The 17333-nt window shown below is 34.7% G+C and carries 21 protein-coding genes; 13 read left to right on the top strand and 8 right to left on the bottom strand.

Translation table 11 applies throughout. The features are described from left to right. The first annotated feature begins 98 nt into the window (after positions 1 to 98). The 8 genes from T367_RS0119105 (at position 99) to T367_RS0119070 (ending at position 6027) form a co-directional block, all read left to right on the top strand. On the top strand, positions 99 to 641 hold the full coding sequence (locus T367_RS0119105) for a hypothetical protein (RefSeq protein WP_157454319.1): 543 nt from the start codon (positions 99 to 101) through the stop codon (positions 639 to 641). An 11-nt stretch (positions 642 to 652) separates the two neighbouring features. Beyond that, the gene (gene meaB / locus T367_RS23200; protein ID WP_084274493.1) at positions 653 to 1711 is read left to right on the top strand and encodes a methylmalonyl Co-A mutase-associated GTPase MeaB; all 1059 of its coding nucleotides are present in this window, start codon (positions 653 to 655) and stop codon (positions 1709 to 1711) included. After that, complete coding sequence (locus T367_RS0119095) at positions 1689 to 1910, top strand: RNA-binding S4 domain-containing protein (protein ID WP_027421266.1); 222 nt, start codon at positions 1689 to 1691, stop codon at positions 1908 to 1910. Before meaB ends, T367_RS0119095 begins: the two co-directional genes overlap by 23 nt. Before the next feature lie 27 nt (positions 1911 to 1937). Continuing rightward, positions 1938 to 2927: a LemA family protein gene (locus tag T367_RS0119090; RefSeq protein WP_027421265.1), complete on the top strand. Its 990-nt coding sequence runs from the start codon at positions 1938 to 1940 to the stop codon at positions 2925 to 2927. Further along, positions 2917 to 4233 carry a TPM domain-containing protein gene (locus tag T367_RS25110; protein WP_027421264.1) on the top strand — a complete coding sequence of 439 codons (1317 nt, stop codon included), beginning with the start codon at positions 2917 to 2919 and terminating at the stop codon, positions 4231 to 4233. Before T367_RS0119090 ends, T367_RS25110 begins: the two co-directional genes overlap by 11 nt. 52 nt (positions 4234 to 4285) lie before the next feature. Further along, on the top strand, positions 4286 to 4825 hold the full coding sequence (locus T367_RS0119080) for a hypothetical protein (protein WP_027421263.1): 540 nt from the start codon (positions 4286 to 4288) through the stop codon (positions 4823 to 4825). Positions 4826 to 4949: 124 nt separating this feature from the next. Next, positions 4950 to 5720 (top strand): 5'/3'-nucleotidase SurE, encoded by a 771-nt coding sequence (gene surE / locus T367_RS0119075; RefSeq protein WP_027421262.1) that lies wholly within the window; start codon positions 4950 to 4952, stop codon positions 5718 to 5720. A 4-nt stretch (positions 5721 to 5724) separates the two neighbouring features. Further along, positions 5725 to 6027, top strand: a complete 303-nt coding sequence (locus tag T367_RS0119070) for a hypothetical protein (RefSeq protein ID WP_027421261.1) — start codon at positions 5725 to 5727, stop codon at positions 6025 to 6027. Here T367_RS0119070 and T367_RS0119065 read toward each other — a convergent pair. Continuing rightward, positions 6024 to 7475 (bottom strand): oligosaccharide flippase family protein, encoded by a 1452-nt coding sequence (locus T367_RS0119065; protein WP_027421260.1) that lies wholly within the window; start codon positions 7473 to 7475, stop codon positions 6024 to 6026. The two genes, T367_RS0119070 and T367_RS0119065, sit on opposite strands and share 4 nt — an antisense overlap. A 732-nt stretch (positions 7476 to 8207) precedes the next feature. On the opposite strand from T367_RS0119065, the gene T367_RS0119060 reads away from it, so the two are divergent. The 4 genes from T367_RS0119060 to T367_RS0119045 all read left to right on the top strand — a co-directional run bounded on the left by T367_RS0119060 (position 8208) and on the right by T367_RS0119045 (position 11794). Continuing rightward, complete coding sequence (locus T367_RS0119060) at positions 8208 to 9254, top strand: hypothetical protein (RefSeq protein ID WP_027421259.1); 1047 nt, start codon at positions 8208 to 8210, stop codon at positions 9252 to 9254. 135 nt (positions 9255 to 9389) lie between these two features. Then, a complete protein-coding gene (locus T367_RS0119055) occupies positions 9390 to 10436 on the top strand; it encodes a hypothetical protein (protein ID WP_157454318.1) in 1047 nt (348 codons plus the stop codon). Positions 10437 to 10598: 162 nt separating this feature from the next. Beyond that, a complete protein-coding gene (locus T367_RS24345) occupies positions 10599 to 11315 on the top strand; it encodes an META domain-containing protein (RefSeq protein ID WP_169736089.1) in 717 nt (238 codons plus the stop codon). Positions 11316 to 11377: 62 nt separating this feature from the next. Continuing rightward, positions 11378 to 11794, top strand: a complete 417-nt coding sequence (locus T367_RS0119045) for a hypothetical protein (protein ID WP_027421257.1) — start codon at positions 11378 to 11380, stop codon at positions 11792 to 11794. Between the two features lie 64 nt (positions 11795 to 11858). Here the strand turns inward: T367_RS0119045 and T367_RS0119040 are convergent, their stop codons facing one another. Continuing rightward, the gene (locus T367_RS0119040) at positions 11859 to 12512 is read right to left on the bottom strand and encodes a L,D-transpeptidase family protein (protein ID WP_245593080.1); all 654 of its coding nucleotides are present in this window, start codon (positions 12510 to 12512) and stop codon (positions 11859 to 11861) included. 36 nt (positions 12513 to 12548) lie between these two features. On the opposite strand from T367_RS0119040, the gene T367_RS25105 reads away from it, so the two are divergent. Continuing rightward, the gene (locus T367_RS25105; protein ID WP_169736087.1) at positions 12549 to 12695 is read left to right on the top strand and encodes a hypothetical protein; all 147 of its coding nucleotides are present in this window, start codon (positions 12549 to 12551) and stop codon (positions 12693 to 12695) included. On the opposite strand, the gene T367_RS0119035 is transcribed toward T367_RS25105, so the two are convergent. From T367_RS0119035 to T367_RS25525, 6 genes are all read right to left on the bottom strand, one after another. Then, entirely contained in the window at positions 12692 to 13108 is a 417-nt protein-coding gene (locus tag T367_RS0119035; RefSeq protein ID WP_027421255.1) for a hypothetical protein, read from the bottom strand. The two genes, T367_RS25105 and T367_RS0119035, sit on opposite strands and share 4 nt — an antisense overlap. A gap of 125 nt (positions 13109 to 13233) precedes the next feature. Beyond that, positions 13234 to 13884 carry a hypothetical protein gene (locus T367_RS0119030; protein ID WP_027421254.1) on the bottom strand — a complete coding sequence of 217 codons (651 nt, stop codon included), beginning with the start codon at positions 13882 to 13884 and terminating at the stop codon, positions 13234 to 13236. 81 nt (positions 13885 to 13965) lie between these two features. After that, entirely contained in the window at positions 13966 to 14535 is a 570-nt protein-coding gene (locus tag T367_RS0119025; protein WP_027421253.1) for a hypothetical protein, read from the bottom strand. A 195-nt stretch (positions 14536 to 14730) separates the two neighbouring features. After that, on the bottom strand, positions 14731 to 16536 hold the full coding sequence (locus T367_RS0119020) for a helix-turn-helix domain-containing protein (RefSeq protein WP_211252735.1): 1806 nt from the start codon (positions 16534 to 16536) through the stop codon (positions 14731 to 14733). A 296-nt stretch (positions 16537 to 16832) separates the two neighbouring features. Then, positions 16833 to 17018, bottom strand: a complete 186-nt coding sequence (locus tag T367_RS25530) for a GNAT family N-acetyltransferase (RefSeq protein WP_051568676.1) — start codon at positions 17016 to 17018, stop codon at positions 16833 to 16835. A gap of 11 nt (positions 17019 to 17029) precedes the next feature. Beyond that, positions 17030 to 17320, bottom strand: a complete 291-nt coding sequence (locus tag T367_RS25525; RefSeq protein WP_051568675.1) for a GNAT family N-acetyltransferase — start codon at positions 17318 to 17320, stop codon at positions 17030 to 17032. Between the last annotated feature and the right edge of the window lie 13 nt (positions 17321 to 17333).

Here is a 17333-nt window from a genome sequence, read left to right as displayed (position 1 = left end):
TATAATTCAAAGAATACAAAATTGATCAGAAAACGCTATTATTTGACACTAAACAATAACAATAAGCTAACATAAAACGGTTAATAAACATATCATTATTGCTGGGAACTTTATTGCTTTTCGGCCAGACCAATCCTGCTAAACAAATTCATTTGGCAGTGTCTATCTGTGCGAATGCTCATTCGCAAATGTTAACTTATGCTTTTATCACAACAAGAAATGGCAAGGTGGTGAGTTCACAAATTGTACCCGAACAAAACTTTATGTACATGGCTTTAGGCTATTGGCCGAGTGCTTACAACCAAAAAAAGGAGAATGTTTTTCAGAAAAATGGCATTGATAGTTGCTGGTTGGTTGAAGACGAAGATGGCCGCATTGCGGGTTTTACAAATACGCCTTTTAAGAATTTATGGAAAATTCGTTTTTACGAACATCCAACAATATACGACGAAACGGGCTGGAGCAAAGGGCGCTACAAACCATCGAACGCACAAATGGAATTTTTACAGCGCGAATATGGTGTAACAAATTTACAAACCGAGTATATTTACGGTGATAGTTTGTTTAAGTTGCTCCGAGATGTACAAGATCCAGCTTGGGTTGAAGCTTATTCGAACATTGTTGAAAAATCAACGGAATAACCGTTTTTATAATGTCTGACAATACTCCAAATTCTAAAAAAATTGAAGCCTTATTGGCGAAGAAGAAAGCGCATGCCGCATCTTTAAATGTTGATGAATTATCAAGTAAAATTTTTGCAGGTGATTTTAAAGCCTTAAGTGAAACCATCACCTTAATTGAAAGTACCAATCAACAAAAAAGTGAAATTGGGCAAGCTGTGGTGGCAAAGTGTTTGAATAAAAATACGGATGCGATTAGAATTGGAATTACGGGTGTTCCCGGGGTTGGAAAGAGTACCTTTATAGAATCTTTTGGGCTGTATTTGGTCAATAAAGGATTAAAAGTGGCTGTGATGGCGATTGATCCGAGTAGTGAAAAATCGCATGGTAGTATTTTGGGGGATAAAACACGTATGAATAAATTAGCTGTGCATCCCAATGCATTTATTCGACCTACAGCCTCAAGCGGATCGCTTGGTGGAGTGGCAAGAAATACCAGAGAGACCATATTTTTATGTGAAGCTGCTGGCTTTGATATTATATTGATAGAAACAGTTGGTGTAGGACAATCTGAAACGGCTGTTCATTCAATGACAGACTTCTTTTTATTGCTCATGCTCGCAGGTGCAGGTGATGAATTACAAGGAATTAAAAGAGGAATAATGGAGATGGCCGATGCCATTCTAATTACAAAAGCAGATGGTGAGAATGTGAAGATGGCTAATATGGCGCGATCAGAATATAAAAATGCCTTACACCTCTTCCCGGCCAATGACAATGAATGGATTCCGAAGGTTGAAACAGTGAGTAGCATAGAAACCAGAGGAATTGAAAAAGCGTGGGATATTGTCGATGCATTTAATAGATTGACAATTAGCAATGGTTCAAAACAAGCCAATAGAAACCAACAAGAGGTTTATTGGATGAATGAAACCGTAAAAGAAAATTTATTAAAAGAATTCTATCAAACAGATGGAATTGAAGCAGAATTAACAAAAATACAATCCGAATTAATAGACGGGAAAATAACGTCGTATAGAGCGGCCGAAAAAATTATAAAATATTATCATGAGCGAAAAAGAACAATTTGAATTAAAAGAGAATTCCGAATTTATTGAGTTAATCAAATTATTAAAGATTCACGAAGTAGCACAAACGGGTGGCCATGGTAAAATTATTATTGAGGATGGTTTGGTTCATGTAAATGGTGAACAAGAGTTTAGAAAACGTAAAAAATTAAGAAAAGGGGATTTGATTGAAGTTGAAGGGAGACAAATAGAAATAGTTTAATTAAATTCGAAGAACTATTTAATAATTATGGAAGCTGGATACAACGAAGAGAAATTCAAACAACATATTAAAACTGTCGTTCAGGCAGCTGAAGGTAACAATTCATTAGAGGAACGCCCTTTAACACTAGGCGAACTGAGAGAATTGGCTATTAGCATGGGCATGAGCGATACTGAATGGGAGGAATTGCAAGCCAGCGCTGTCATTCACTTAGAAACTGCTCAACGTCATTTAGATGCTAGGAATTTTAATGAAGCAATAGCGGATGCCGAAAAAGCAACGGCTATCAATCCTTATTTAGCGAACGGGAATTCTGTTTTAGCCAAATCGTATCAAATGTTATGGCTTGAAGACAATGATATTAAAGCGAGAGAAAAAGCTGAATATTATGCCCGAAGAGAATTAATTGTTGATCCAACTGACCAGGTTTGTATTAATATTTTAAGTACAATTAATAAAAAATCGAAGATTGGAGCGAAAGACGAAAAGTCGAAAAAACTCTATTTTATCGTAGGTGGAATTATTGTTTTTTTATTGTTGTTTTTTTATTTTTCAGCAGGAAGTAGCGGCGGTGAATCGAGCACTGAAAATGAATTAATTGTTGCGCAGGAAGAAATGCATTCTAAATACGATTTGGTGCAAACGGCAATTGATCAACGCAATAATATGTTACCGGATCTTTTCAGTGCAATGGGCGGAAACAATAGAGAATTAAGCCAGTTAAATGCAGCGATTAAAAGTTTATCTGAAGAATTAAAAACAGCTGAAGGTGCTAATCGATACCGTATTGAAACGGAGATTGACGATAAAATTAAAGCAGCTAAAAAGATAGCAACCCAATCAGGTAGTTCTGAATCTATTGCAACGGTACTCAATAATATTGAAGGTGCAGAAAATAGAATTGCCTACGAGAAAAAGTCTTATAACGATGCTGTAAAAGCATACAATATCATCATCAAACAGAACAAAGGAGATTTTGATGATTACGAGATTCAACCCTATTATAATGAACAGTAAAATTGCATTACATCGACTTTTAACTTTGTGTTTTGTTTTTCTTTTTTTTGGAAATATCCAAGCGCAGTTCAGCCTGCCATCATCGGCTCAAGCGAAAAAGAATTACAAGAATATTAATACCAACGGAACAATTGAAGATTATAAATCCGTTCCGAATGTTAAGGTAGCATCGAATCAAAATATTTATGATCCGCATAACCTATTAACAAAAAAATCAATCACATATTTACAATCCGTTATTGATGGATTGAATACAGAGAAAGATTATGAGATCATGATCGTTTGTTTGAATTCGATTGGTGGCGCAACGCCACGAACTTGGGGAACAGATTTATTCAATTATTGGGGTATTGGCGATAAGGAAACTGAAAATGGATTATTAATTCTTGTGGTGAATGATGTGCATCGTTTAGAGTTTATTACTGGTAGAGGATTAGAATCCGTTTTAACAGATACAGATTCGAAAAAAATTCAGGATACCTATATGTTCCCTTATTTTAAAAAGAACGATTATGTAGGTGGAATTGTGAGTGGAATGGATGCTGTTAGTGCTCATTTATACAATAAAGCAGTCTTATATGATAGCAATCCTGATGATGTTGGAAACGAAACTAAAAAGGAATCTATCCCCTTTTATAAGAAACCTTTATTTAGATTCTACGCCGCTTTTGTAATATTATTGACATCAGTTTATCTCATTTTTCTTTTCATTTCCTTTTCAAAAAGTGATTTGTACAAGCGGTACCAAACAATGCGTTATTTTTCGTTGTGGGTTTTTCCGATCCTTGCCCCTATTCCTTTTCTGATCCTGATCTTTTATACTAAAAAATTATTGCGCGATTGGCGAAATACCGAACGTATTAGTTTTGATAGTGGGGAATTAATGCACAAATTAGAAGAGAAAGAGGAAGATGAATTTTTGAGCAAAGGTCAAATCGCTGAAGAGGTTGTTCATTCCATAGATTATGATGTTTGGGTAACTGTAGATCGAAAAGAAGTCCTTATTTTAGCCTATAAATCGTGGTTTAACAATTATAATCGCTGCGCTAAATGCAATTTTTTAACTTATACCAAGTTATACGATAAGGCGATTGTATCGGCAAGTTACTCCTCAGCAGGCAAAGGCGAGAAAAAATATACTTGTAGCAATTGCGGACATGAAGTAGTAAAACACTATAAAATTCCACGGAAACAAAGATCCCGAAATACCGGTAGCTTTGGCGGAGGATCGTTTGGCGGCGGAGGCGGAGGCGGTTCATTCGGCGGAGGGAGTTCTAGAGGTGGTGGATCTGGTGGAGGATGGTAATTAAAGAATTAACCTTGGCATAAATTTTGAATGAATTAAGAAAAAATTAGATATGAAATTAATTATTGTTTTACTTTGTACTGTTACAGCTTTTGGAAGTTTTGCTCAAGGAAAAAAACCAAGACTAACCACGGCGCAGCACCCTGCTGATTCTAAAACTTTATCAAACACGGTTAAACCTTCAGGTGGCATTAGCAAATCTGATGCGAACCTATTATCAAGAGAATTGATTATCGGAAATTATAAGATAGATACGATTTATACGTATAACGAAGAATACTCGGAAGAGGAGTTACCGACATTTGCCATCAATGATACGGTGGGTATCACAAAAGATAAAATTATTTTAAAAGAAGGAAATCAAGAGTTTATGATTTTTGATTCTGAAGAAATGCCAAAAGCAGATTATTTCTATCGAATGTTTTTAGTCACTGGTGATAATTATCCTGCTGACTTACCAGAAAGAATTGCTGTTCATAAAACTGATAATCCACATATATATGGATTGGGTTTATTGACCAATGGTACGATACTACTACCTTTTGAAGGGCAACTCATCATATTGAATGAGATTGTGCCTGAAAAAAAATAACTTGCCATACACGCCCTTATTTTGTATCCTATTTTCAACTCATCTGACTAATGGTTAAAAAAACATAACCTTAAAATTTAGTAAGACGAAAATAAATTGCCAAATTTGTGATAGAAATAAAACCATGGCAGATAAACCACTTATTTTAATCACGAACGACGACAGTATCTATGCCAAAGGCATCCATCAACTCGTTGAATCAATGAAACCTCTTGGAGATATTATTGTAGTTGCACCAGACCAACCTCAAAGTGGAATGGGACATGCTATTACTATTAAAGACCCACTTAGGTTAAGAAAATCAAGTCAATTTCCGGGTATTGATGCTTATACATGTACAGGTACTCCTGTTGATTGTGTAAAGTTGGCAATTTATGAAATCATTAAAGACCGACCAGCGCTTTTAGTATCAGGAATCAATCACGGATCGAATGCTGCCTCTAACGTTTTGTATTCGGGAACAATGTCTGCCGCAGTTGAGGGGGCTATTGAAGGTATTCCGAGTATCGGCTTCTCTTTATTAGATCATAGTTTCCATGCCGATTTTGAAGCCAGTGGTCATTTCGCCCACAAAATTGCTAAAACTGTTATTGAACGAGGTTTGCAAAAAGGAACTTGTTTGAATGTGAATATTCCTAAAGGGAAATTAGCAGCTATTAAAGGCATGAAAGTTTGTCGTCAAGGACATGCATATTGGGAAGACTCTTTTGATAAAAGAACGGATCCTTCAGGAAACGAATACTTCTGGTTAACGGGTAATTTTAATACCACTGACAAAGGTGAAGACACCGACATGTGGGCCTTAGATCATAATTATGTATCTATCGTACCTACTCAGTTTGACATGACAGCACATCACCTGATTTCGGAATTAAACGAATGGGATTTAAAATAAAATTATGAAAGAAAAATTAGATAAAACATTAGTAGGTATTCTTTTCGGAGCAGTTTTACCTATCGTTGGCTTTTTAATCTCTTTCCCTATCAAAACGAGAGGAAGAGGAATTGGAATATCTGAATATGTTGATATGGCTTTACACAGCTCATCCAACCAACAGGATATTTTAATTTTTTGTATGCTACCCAATATGTTTTTATTCTACTTCACTAATTTTAGATGGAATATGTACGAGTTTACAAAAGGACTTGTAGCTATGACGTTATTATTAGGATTGACTTTGGTGATTTTTACCTACAATTAATCTTCTGACTTGGTTATCAGTATTTGCTTGATATCTTTTAAATTAAATAATTTAAGCAAAATTGCAGCCACCATACCTAAGGTCATTGTTGCGAGCATGAGGTAAATTACATTCCACGTTATCATGGCTTTACCGTAATGGTTAATCCCAACTAAAAACGATACAAAAACTACCACAACTGCTATTAATTTGAAATTTATCGGCAGTTTAAATATTTTATAAGCCAACCATATTTGTATAATGGCTGTAACGAATTGCGTTATCAATGTCGCCATTGCAGCACCTACCGCTTCGAATTTTTGAATTAGAATCAGGTTCAATACCACATTTAAAATCAATCCAAAAACTGCCATTATATTCAAGTGCCGTAAACTCCCATTCGCTGTTAATAAGGTACCAAATACATAGGTCATTGAGATTGGAACAAAACTTAGAATTAAATAACCGAAAGCTGTGGCCGCTTCGACTGGACTATTGGGATAGCGTAATGCCAATAATTCTTGCTGATAAAAATATGCTGTAATAGCAAAAATCGAACTAAAAACAAAGAGGATACGAAATGCCAATGTAAGCATTGCATTGATCGAGCTTTTCTCTTTGATCAGTCGCGCGAAAATGGGCAATAATAATCCTGCGAACAATAATGCGAACATGTTTACGGCATCTAAAATCCTGAATCCTTGGGCATAAATCCCTGCTTGCTCATCCCCATTAGGTAAAAATCGTTCTAACATCACTGCATCAATCCTATTGTACATCATCATTAAAAGAATCAGCAAAGCATAAGGGAAACTCTTTTTTAATACTGCAGATGAATATGCCTTTTTTAAATTGAATTTAATTCGACCGACTTTATTGTACAATAATGCCATTGAAAAGAAGGCGGTTAAACCATAAGCAAAGGTCTGCGCATAAATAAACCACTCAATTCTCAACTCACCGTCAAACCAATTGGTCCACAATAAGGCAGAACAAATAATGATCAATAAACTCCGATCGATGACAGAGATAAATGCATCTGTTTTAAATAGGTGTAGTCCTGTAAAATTAGACCGCGTAAATTGAATAATAGCGACAAAAAATTGGTTCACCATTAAGAGACTGAGCAAATAAAATTCGTATCCAGAATAACCTATCAACAGACCGGTAAAACCGGTAAATACAGCATATAGAATGAAAAGCATCATGCGCAATGACATGATTTTATAAAAGTGATTCGTGATTAATTTGGGATGCTGCGCAATATTCCGCGTATTGTAATTGGTTAAACCTAAATCTAAAAGGATATTTAAAAGGAATGAAAAATTGAGTAATGAGAAATAGTTTCCATAGACTTCCTCCCCTAACCTCACTTGAATTTCGGCATCAATTCCCAATAAATAAAATGGCTTAATTAAAAGGTTCAATAGAACGATTAAAACCAGATTTGATAAGAATTTTTTTTGCATGTGCTATTCGCTTGCCATTAAGTACGCATAAAAGTAAGGAATGTTTAAATGTAGCCACAAAAACTTTGTAACTTTCTATCTTTATTAACTGCTTAATTATCTATTAAACATAGATAATAGCCATTCATACTTTTTTAAAAGGAATTAAATTTCTTATTTCAATTGACTCTTTGCTGTTAATAGAGAATCAGTCATAAAATGGGTTTGTTTATATGATCACTTAAACAAGAAGAAAATGTTTTGGAATTACTGATGATACAAATATTTTCATTTAAACGTTTATAGTGTTGTCCAAAATGCTTCACTAATAACTAAGAGCGTCGATGCCATTCTTTTAAGAACCATAAGAAATGAATTGAAATTGGCTAAAAAGTGAGGAAGCTCCAATCTTTGATTGGAGATCGCCGACCTTTTCCAATTACAAGAGTGGTGTTGGTGAGTAAAAGCGGGCTATTGGATGTAGGCCCAGCCAGGCAGCCTTTTTTGCTTACTTTTTTTGCTGTAAAAAAAGTAAGAAGAAATAAAAGTTGTACGATTGCCAAACGTGTTTTGAATTTCTCTGATGCTTCTAGTATAAGTACAATGTTCCAACCATCAACTGCCTGCTAATTTAATTTGAGTTGAACATTTGACAAAATCAGAAGTAAGGAATGTTTAAATGTAGCCACAAAAACTTTGTAACTTTCTATATTTAGCCTCCTATACAATCGATAACGGAAAAAATTACCCGCTATGAAAAAATTAATACTCAGCATCATTCTTCTATTAGTTAGCGGTGCGGGCATTAGTCAAAACTTACCCCAATACAATAAGGCCTATTTCACAGGTTATTCAACTTTTAGCCATTTACCGGTGCGGCATCAAGTTAAAAAAGTTGTGCCCCAAATCACTTATAAAATTGAGAATATTCAAAAAGGGACGAGTAAATATTATGTAAAATTATTTGATACCAACGGAAATATGACCAGCTTAAAAGGTTATGATGCGAAGGACAGACTGATTTCAGAAATTAAAGCTGAATATGCCAATGGGAAAATGCAGCACTACAGCACTTATATTCGAAATAGGCTAGAAAAATCGATGACCTATGCTTGGAATGCCGATCGTAAAATGACCTTGATGGAAGAGCGGAATAGAAAGAATAAGGTGGTCAATAAGAATACCTGGACCTATAATTCGGACAATTGCCTAGAATCGTCCATTGATTATAAAAAAGGAACAGAAAAAATTGATTTAGCTTGGTTTTACGCTTATCATTCTGCTTGTAATAAATCAAAATCAGTACTTAAAAATGGCAAAGGTGAAGTCCTAAAAACATGGACTTATGCACAGAAAGACGCCAGTGATTCAGTGAAAACGAAGCAAAAAAAGAATTCAACGAATAAATGGGAGGAAGTTGATCAGATTTATTTAATCTATGTCAATCAATCGTTTGATGAAAAAGGAAAAGTGATCAAGAATATCACCAAGGTAAATAAAAGTGATTCGTCAATGGTGGAATATAAACGGTTTAATTTTAAAGAAGAATTGATTTTTCATGCGACTTACCTCAACAGTCGAAAAAGACCGCTGAAGGTATTGACCTTTAAAAATAATAAGATCCTTAATTTGAATATTTACGAATACGAAAATGACCTCCTTATTTCGCATGAGACGTCTTATAGAAACAAGTACAAAAGAACCACCAAATACCAATACAATGCCGACGACAATTTGATCAGTTTAAAAGTATTCAATAAAAACGAGCAGCTCATATCATATACTTCCATTACTTATTAACAGGCGCTCTTTTCAAACGAGGATTAGCTTTCAGAACAAAAGGAAGCTGGGTTTTTAATTAATTTTCAAATAAATATGTAACTATTTGTATGATCAACAGTTATAGCATACAACCACTAATTAAAAATAACCCCTATGTTAAAATCAACGCTTCTCATCATGAGTTTTGTCTGCGTTTCTATTGTCAACGCACAAAATAATTCGGAATACAATTTCGCGCAATATATGTCTACCATTCCATTCGACTATATGCCCGTTAAACATAAGATAGTAAAGCCTTCCGAAAAAATTTCATACGAAGTTTTTAAACCTAAAAAAGGAACGGCAAAAAAATATGTCAAGATATTTGACGCTGACGGCAATATGATCAATTTTTCAGGTTTCAACGAAAAAAACAAAGTGATTTCAGAAGTGAAAACGGATTATGAAAACGGCCAACTTAAAAATTATACAAGTTATAAGAAGGGTAAATTGCAAACCACCATTCATTATCAATGGAATGATGCTGGTGATCTGATCTTCTTTGAAACTTTAAATAAAAAGAACAAAATCACAACAAAAAATACATGGACCTACAATCAAGATGGTTGTGTAGCGCAATCAAAAACCTTTAAAAAAGGCGGAGAAAAATTACACCGCCAATGGGATTATGAATATTTTTCGGAATGCACAAAATCCAAGTCGACGCTATTAAATGGCAAAGGAAAAATTTTGAAAGAATGGACCTTCGACTGCAAAGACGAAGGAGAGGTATTGGAGAAAAAGAAAAACACCAATCAAATTTGTAAATGGGAAGAAGTAGACAAAGATTATTTAATTTATGTGCAGGAAACTTTCGATGAAAAAGGTAAAATAATCAAATTCATTTCAAAAGTAAATCGTGCAGATTCATCATTGGTTGAGTATAAAAAATTTGATAGTAAAAACCAATTGCTTTATCATGCTACCTATTTAAATGATAGAGAAAAACCAATATTTAGCAAGAGTTATCACAAAGGCAAAGTCTTGAGTAATAACGAATATAAATATGAGAACAACCAGGTTGTTTATCATAAATCATCTTACAAAAAAAGATATACATATACCACTAAATATGCTTATAACGAAGATGGAAATGTAACCGCATTGGAACGTTTCAATAAAAAAGACGAATTGATTAAAAGCACAACGATAACTTATTAACCTACTTTCGCTCCCCTTCTTCGTAAATCGATGCAGGTTTGGAGGGCTAAAATGGTTACTTAATCGAAATTATTAAAAAAGACACCTAATTAGCGGTGTCTTTTTTATTTTTGCATCAATTCGGCACGCTTTTTAGGGTTGAATAATAAAAAATGAATGATGATGAAATTGAATATTATAGCACTCCCCTTCTTCTTACTTTTGTTCGCTGCCTGTGGTACGACCAAAGATGCAGTAGAAACTGAAATAAAAGACATGGTTTTAAACGAAGACGAATCTATTATCTGGGTGAATAGTTATTATAGTCAATGTGCTGGTGTTGCACCAATGCCTTGTTTGATGATTCAAGAGAATGAAACAATCACAGAAGGTGCTTGGAAAAATACAACCGGTAGAATTGATGGATTTGATTATCAACCTGGTTATAAATATAAATTGGTAGTGCGCACGGTCAAGTTAGATCCTGAAACAATCGCAGCAGATCGTGCGACGATTAAACGCGTATTGGTGAAAGAAATCTCAAAAGAAATGGATGTCGAATATTTTAGAATTCATGATATATGGGCATTGACGGCAATTGGTGGTAAAACAATTGAAATTACAAGTCAAAGACCTAGTATTGAAGTCAATGCCAACGAATTGAGATTGTTTGGCAATGGTACTTGTAATACAATTAATGGTCGTATTGATTTATTGACGCCAACTGAATTAAAATTTGGACCAGTTATTTCAACAAAGAAATTCTGTCCGGAACAAGAAATTGAAACTGCCTTTTTATTAGAATTGAACAAAGTAGCCAACTATACAATTAAGGATTTGAGTCTGATTATGATGGACACAAAAGGCAATGAATTATTACAATTTAAGAAAGTAGATTAAAGTAAATTAATAATAGGAAATAAAAGAAGTATATTTTATTTTTGCACAAAAAATAACACGATATGTCAATTGGAGAATTATTTGAAACTGGTGGTCGCAAAAAAGACCGTAGCCATTTCAGAAATATGATATTAATAGCAAAAGCTGATGGTGTAGTTTCTGACGAAGAATGCAAGCTTTTACACAAAATGGGGCATAAAATTGGTTTGAACGAGGATCAAATTAATGAGATTATTGAAAACCCTAGAAAATTGGCTATTCAACCACCAGTAGATCGTCACGAACGATTCGAACAAATTATTGAGTTGGTGAAAATGGTACACGCTGATGGTAAAATTGGTGAGAACGAAGAAAAAGTATTGGAACGCGTAGCTGTTGGAATTGGTTATAAAAGTTTAGATGACGTTGATGTTGAAAGTATTTTAGCATTGATTCTAAGAGGAGAACCTACTGAAGTAATTATGACTGAATTAGGTTAAGCCAATCAAAAATTATTTAAAATCCGTTCTTTCCATGATTGAACGGATTTTTTTATGCCCCTTTTTAATTAAATTGATAATCCCCTTTTGCGTCAATACTAAAACCAAGCGGCTTCAAATTCGAATGGAACTGTTGATACCCCATTTGCAGATTCTTCCAGAATGACATCAGTTTCGGTCGAGTACTGTATTTAACAGTGGCCACCTCCATTTGTTGATCGGTCATTTTAAACGGAAAAACATACACAGGAATCTTGCTTTGCCCATTGTTCTTCGCCATTATCGCGTAGAGATAGATCTCTTTGATTTTATCATTTGTCATGGGCAAACAACCAATGGTCACACATTCCCCATGAATAAAGATGTCACCACCTAGATTATTGCCCTCTCCTTTAATTCTATCTGCATTGTTGGGGTAATTGATGCCCAATGATAAATAATACGAACTAGCGGGATTAAAACGATCGATATGGTAGAATCCTTCCGGCACTTGCAAGTCGCCTTGTTTGCGTTTCGGTCCTAATTCACCCGATGACGCACAGACTTTATAAGTCTGTATCTTTTTATACGCAGTTGCCGCTTGCTCTTTGCCGTATATCACCAATTCCTGTTCAGCTTTATACGCCACAAGTAATAAGTTCAAGTCGTTGGTAGGAATCGAGAAAGCGTTCAATTTTTCTGATACCTTCTCCCCTTTTTCAGCGAATGCTGTTCGCACCCGTTGGTATTTTTTTTGGTCGGTAACGAAATCGGGTTGAATATAGAATGCGGACAGGATGAGGATGGAGAGAGTTACGAGGAGGATGGGTTTGGTTGGCATTGGTTTGATGTGGTTTGGTTTGGTTTGGTTTGGTTTGGTTTGGGTATAACGTTGGATGGGGGATTGGTTTCAGGGAGTTAGTTATTTTTAGATAAGATAATGTGATTCGGCATATAATTACTAAATATTAGTGCGAGATAGTACCCTATGCCATATAATTTCAGTTCTACAAAATTATTTACATCCTTAATTTGTTGATGTTCTTGTGCAAAATATTCAGTAATTGGCTCTATTGCTGGATAGGGAAAAGCATAAGGATCTATATCAAAAATATTACAGCCGGACAATCTTGTAAACCAAATTTGATTAATTACACTAGCCTCATTTCCAATCAATATATTTTCATTTTTAGCATATATAAACTTGACGCTATCATCAGACCGAGCTGCGATCAATATACCGGATGATTTTAATTCCTCAATTGAATCTCCTAACTTAACGTCAGGAAGCGAGTATTCTTGATTGAGTTTGAAAAATTTGATTTGTTTGTCCATTTTGATGTGCTTGACGTAATGAATAAATATAAGCATTTCCGGGTACGTGAAGCGATAATATTTAGTAGAGCGTTCTTTTAATCTGACAAGCCAAGAATCTCTATTCCTGACTTGTCAGATAACCTTTAAAAATTAACGCCTAAATAAATCTGTGGCTCAAGCAAAAAATAGTTTCTCCATTTATCGTTCAACTGTCTAAATCCAGCAGGGGCGTTGTTGTCTCGCGTCCAAAGCATACAATTAATCTGTGGCTCTATGAAAAATCGCTTTTTCTTAAAAAAGGAGAGATGGTAGCCTAAATGAATCGAGTTATAAAGTTTAAAACCATTTTTTATTTTATCGCCGTCTAGATCTAAATAGGTTTGAAATTGTGGTAGCACTTCGGCTGTTGCAAATAACCCTTTCCATATCATACGTTGGTACGTTAATCCGACACCAAATGTTCGCACATGACCAGGATAGTATTCAGTTCCTGATTCTATTTTATCCAAAAGACCATCCCACCAAGTGATTCCCATTGACTGAAACAATCGAAAGTGGGCAAATTTTAATCCTATAATGTTCTTGTTATCCAGGTTTCGTTTTACATGAAGCTCCAAGTGTTGTACACTTGTGTGGTCGTTCCATTTATCCACGATAAGTCCTTCAGGCACAAAATAGGGTATACTTATCCTCCACTTATAGGTAACGTCTGGATCTTTTAAATTGGTTGAGTCAGTTTGAGCAATTGCACTAATCGTGCAAGAAAATAAAACAATTGCAAATAAAATTTTCATGATAATATTTTTTTATTTTTTAATAATTTCGATCGCTATAAAGCACTTTAGTTTAAGTTGTAGTGTGTTGTTTTTTATCTACTAAAACCTATATCCTATTCGCAAGTGCATATTTAATTCCATCTCACTTTTATCCTTTTCATAACCAGCGCGTTTAGCAAATGTGTGACTAAAGCCTACTCCAAGCCCTGCTTCATAATTAAAATGTTCCCCAATATTTCTTCTAATTCCCCACGTAGGTATAATTGAAAAGTCACTTACAATAGGAGCATTGTCTCCATTGAATAAAACAAACAAATCTGAATGATATCCTGCTTTAATAGCAATGAAGTCTCCACTATTCCCATCGGTTCTTTTCGAATTCTCTGAACGTTTTTTAAGGTTATAATAGAATCTTGGCTCAAGCACTATAACCGGTGTGAGTAAGAATGGAGAATTATAATCATCATAAAAGGTAGTTTCCCAAATACCAAAGTCAAATCCAATTTCAGTTCTTAGAGCAAAGGCATTTGATAGTTTAGCTTCGTTATACGCCCACACTCCTAAAACGCCAGATTGAATGCCGAATGTTGATTTTTCTACACTTGCATTTTGAGATTTGGCGATTAATGTTAATCCGCACAAAGTCAAGGTTAATAATGTCCTCTTCATAATTTATTATTTTAAAAATTTCTATTTCTCAAAGAATTTCCCGCTTTACTTAATCCATTTTTTTAAGCGGATTTCAATGATTATTGATACTGCCTAATCGATTTGACGGCGCAAAGATGAATAGAATTCAAGGATGAATCGTTCTACATTATAATTGCAAACTTAAAAGTGAGATTTAGTACTTTTTAAAGAGGTTTAAGCTTGATTTGATCTCAACCATGTTTTTGGTGTCATCCCTTCGACTTTTTTAAAGAAGGTATTGAATACTGTTTTGGAATTAAATCCACTGTCGAAGGCTAGCGCTAAAAGGGTAAGGTGACTATTGGCCGAATTTAATGCTATATTTTTAAAATTTTCTAAACGATAACCGTTGATGAATTCATTGTAGTTTTTGCCAATTCGTTCATTCAACAACCAGGATAATTTATTACTGCTAATATTTACATTTTCTGACACATCGCGCAAAGATAAAGATGGATTTATAAACCACTTTTCTTCCTTCATTCCTTTTTCCAATTTTTTTAAAACCATGTCGATTTCAGAATCTGAAACTAAGGCTTTAAGAGAGGTAACTTGAATTTGTTCTTCGGAATTAGGTAGTAAAAATTCCAATCGGAAGTTAACATCTAATAAATCTTTGAATCTCTTATATTGGTGTAAAGGTTTAAGGAATGGGATATTCATAAAGTTTATGATTTGCCCTGTACGCATCTTGCTATTTTCTTCCAAATAGTCTAATGCCATTTCGTGTTTCCCTAGATGGACTAATAAAAACAGTTGCCAAGGAAATAGCGCTGAACCAATATCTTCTTTTATCATTGCACTCACATTACTAATATCAATATCGACCTTTTCTTCAGGATTTACCAACTTGTACAATACTCTGCATTCTTTTGGTTTTTCTGCCAAAGGAGTATTGTTTAAGAACTCATTTAATTTATCGTAATCTTTGATAAGAATTAAACACAGTTGCTTTAGTGCAATAGGATGAGTAAAATCGGGATTAATACTCAATGAAGTCTCTATGCATTCCAGCGCTTTTGTATAATCCTCTTTTAAATAATGAATATTAGCTTTGGTAAAATAATGATTGGGTGACAGTGGATTTATTCTTAAAATATTATCGGCATGCCATAATGCTTTTTCGAAATAACCTGCTGCGGAATACAATTCACATAAACATTCTTCGGCTTCAGTATAAGCTGGATTAAGTTCTATTGCTTTTTGAAAAGACTTATGTGCATTAATGAAATCCCAATGCCCCCAAAAGGACAGTTCTCCTTTACTAAAATACCCTACATAGGATTGTTTGTCTAGTTCAAAGCCTTTACTAAGGTTTTCTTCTGACAACTGTAATAAGTTTTTATCATTTCCCCATGATCCGTACATGGCATAACAAAATGCCAAACCAAAGTATGGTAAAGCAAATGAGGGGTCTAACGCTACGCTTTCTTTATAGTGAGCAATTGCACTGACGATTCCTGGACCGTCCCACATTAATTGATGATGACGACCTTTAAGGTATAGATCGTAGGACGCTATATTTTGTGTAGGCGCTTCAATTAGATGTTCTTGAATATTGAGGTGACCAAAATTTTCCCGAATCTGGTCGGCAATTAGCAAACTTATCTCGTCTTGTACTTCGAAAATATCTTCTAAATCCCGGTCGAAATTCTTCGACCAGAAGTGAGTACCGTCAACAGTGCTGATCAGCTGCGCTGTGATGCGAACCCTGTTCTTTGATTTGCGGACACTCCCCTCCAAAACCGTACTTACACCTAACTGCTCACCAATGGTACGCACGTCTATATTTTTATTCTTAAACGCAAATGAAGAGGTGCGAGCAATGACTTTCAAACCTTTCACTGTGGTTAGGGCGTTGATTATTTCCTCTGTGATACCATCGCTAAAATACTCATTGTCTGGATCGGAACTCATATTGACAAATGGGAGAACCACAATGGATTTATTGGATGATGATATGGACAGATAGTTGCTCATTTTCTGCTATAACTGATTGATTCTCCTTAAAAGTGACATCAGTTTTTCAATGATTATTTTTTTAAAATTGATTGTAATAATTGAATAAAAATAGGCATTTACTTTGGAAACTGAAAACCTGGTTTAGATTCATGAAGAATCCCATTGAAGTGTGGAAAATTTTACTTTTTTACCAATTCGTTTTCTCTTTCCGACGTGCTACGAAATTCAAGAATCCAATTCTCCCCTATTTTCGGTATATAAGCTGAAAATTTCCTCTATTTCATTCTATTATTTTTTCAATGCATAAACTTTTACTAATTGATTATCTTCAATAATCTCCTTTTCAAATTCAAAATTAGTTTTTGAAGCACTCGAATTGAGCCTGCATTCTCTGATAGTACCATCGCAATCATTCTGTTCAAACCAAGCTTATTAAAACCAAAGTTTACACTTGCTTTTGCTGCTTCAGTAGCAAATCCTTTTCCCCAATATTTTTTCATGAATCGATAACCTAGATCAACTTCTCCTTATCTTCAAGATACTTTAGACCAGTAAATCCTATCAATTTATTTTCTTCTTTTAATTCGACTGCAAGCCGTCCAAAACCATATTTTTCATAATCACCGAATACATTCTCAACAATCCTTCTTTCAATTTCACTTTTAGACACAACTCCTCCGTCTCCTTTGTATTGGCTAACTTCTGCATCTAAATTCATGGCATAGGCAGGTGAAATATCTTCCAACTTAAATGGCCGTAATAATAGTCGTTCTGTTTCAATAATTAAATTTGAATTCTGCATTATTTTTATCGTA

Source organism: Crocinitomix catalasitica ATCC 23190, assembly GCF_000621625.1.
Classification (GTDB): Bacteria; Bacteroidota; Bacteroidia; order Flavobacteriales_D; family Crocinitomicaceae; genus Crocinitomix; species Crocinitomix catalasitica.
This window is presented reverse-complemented; position numbering and strand designations above follow the sequence as displayed.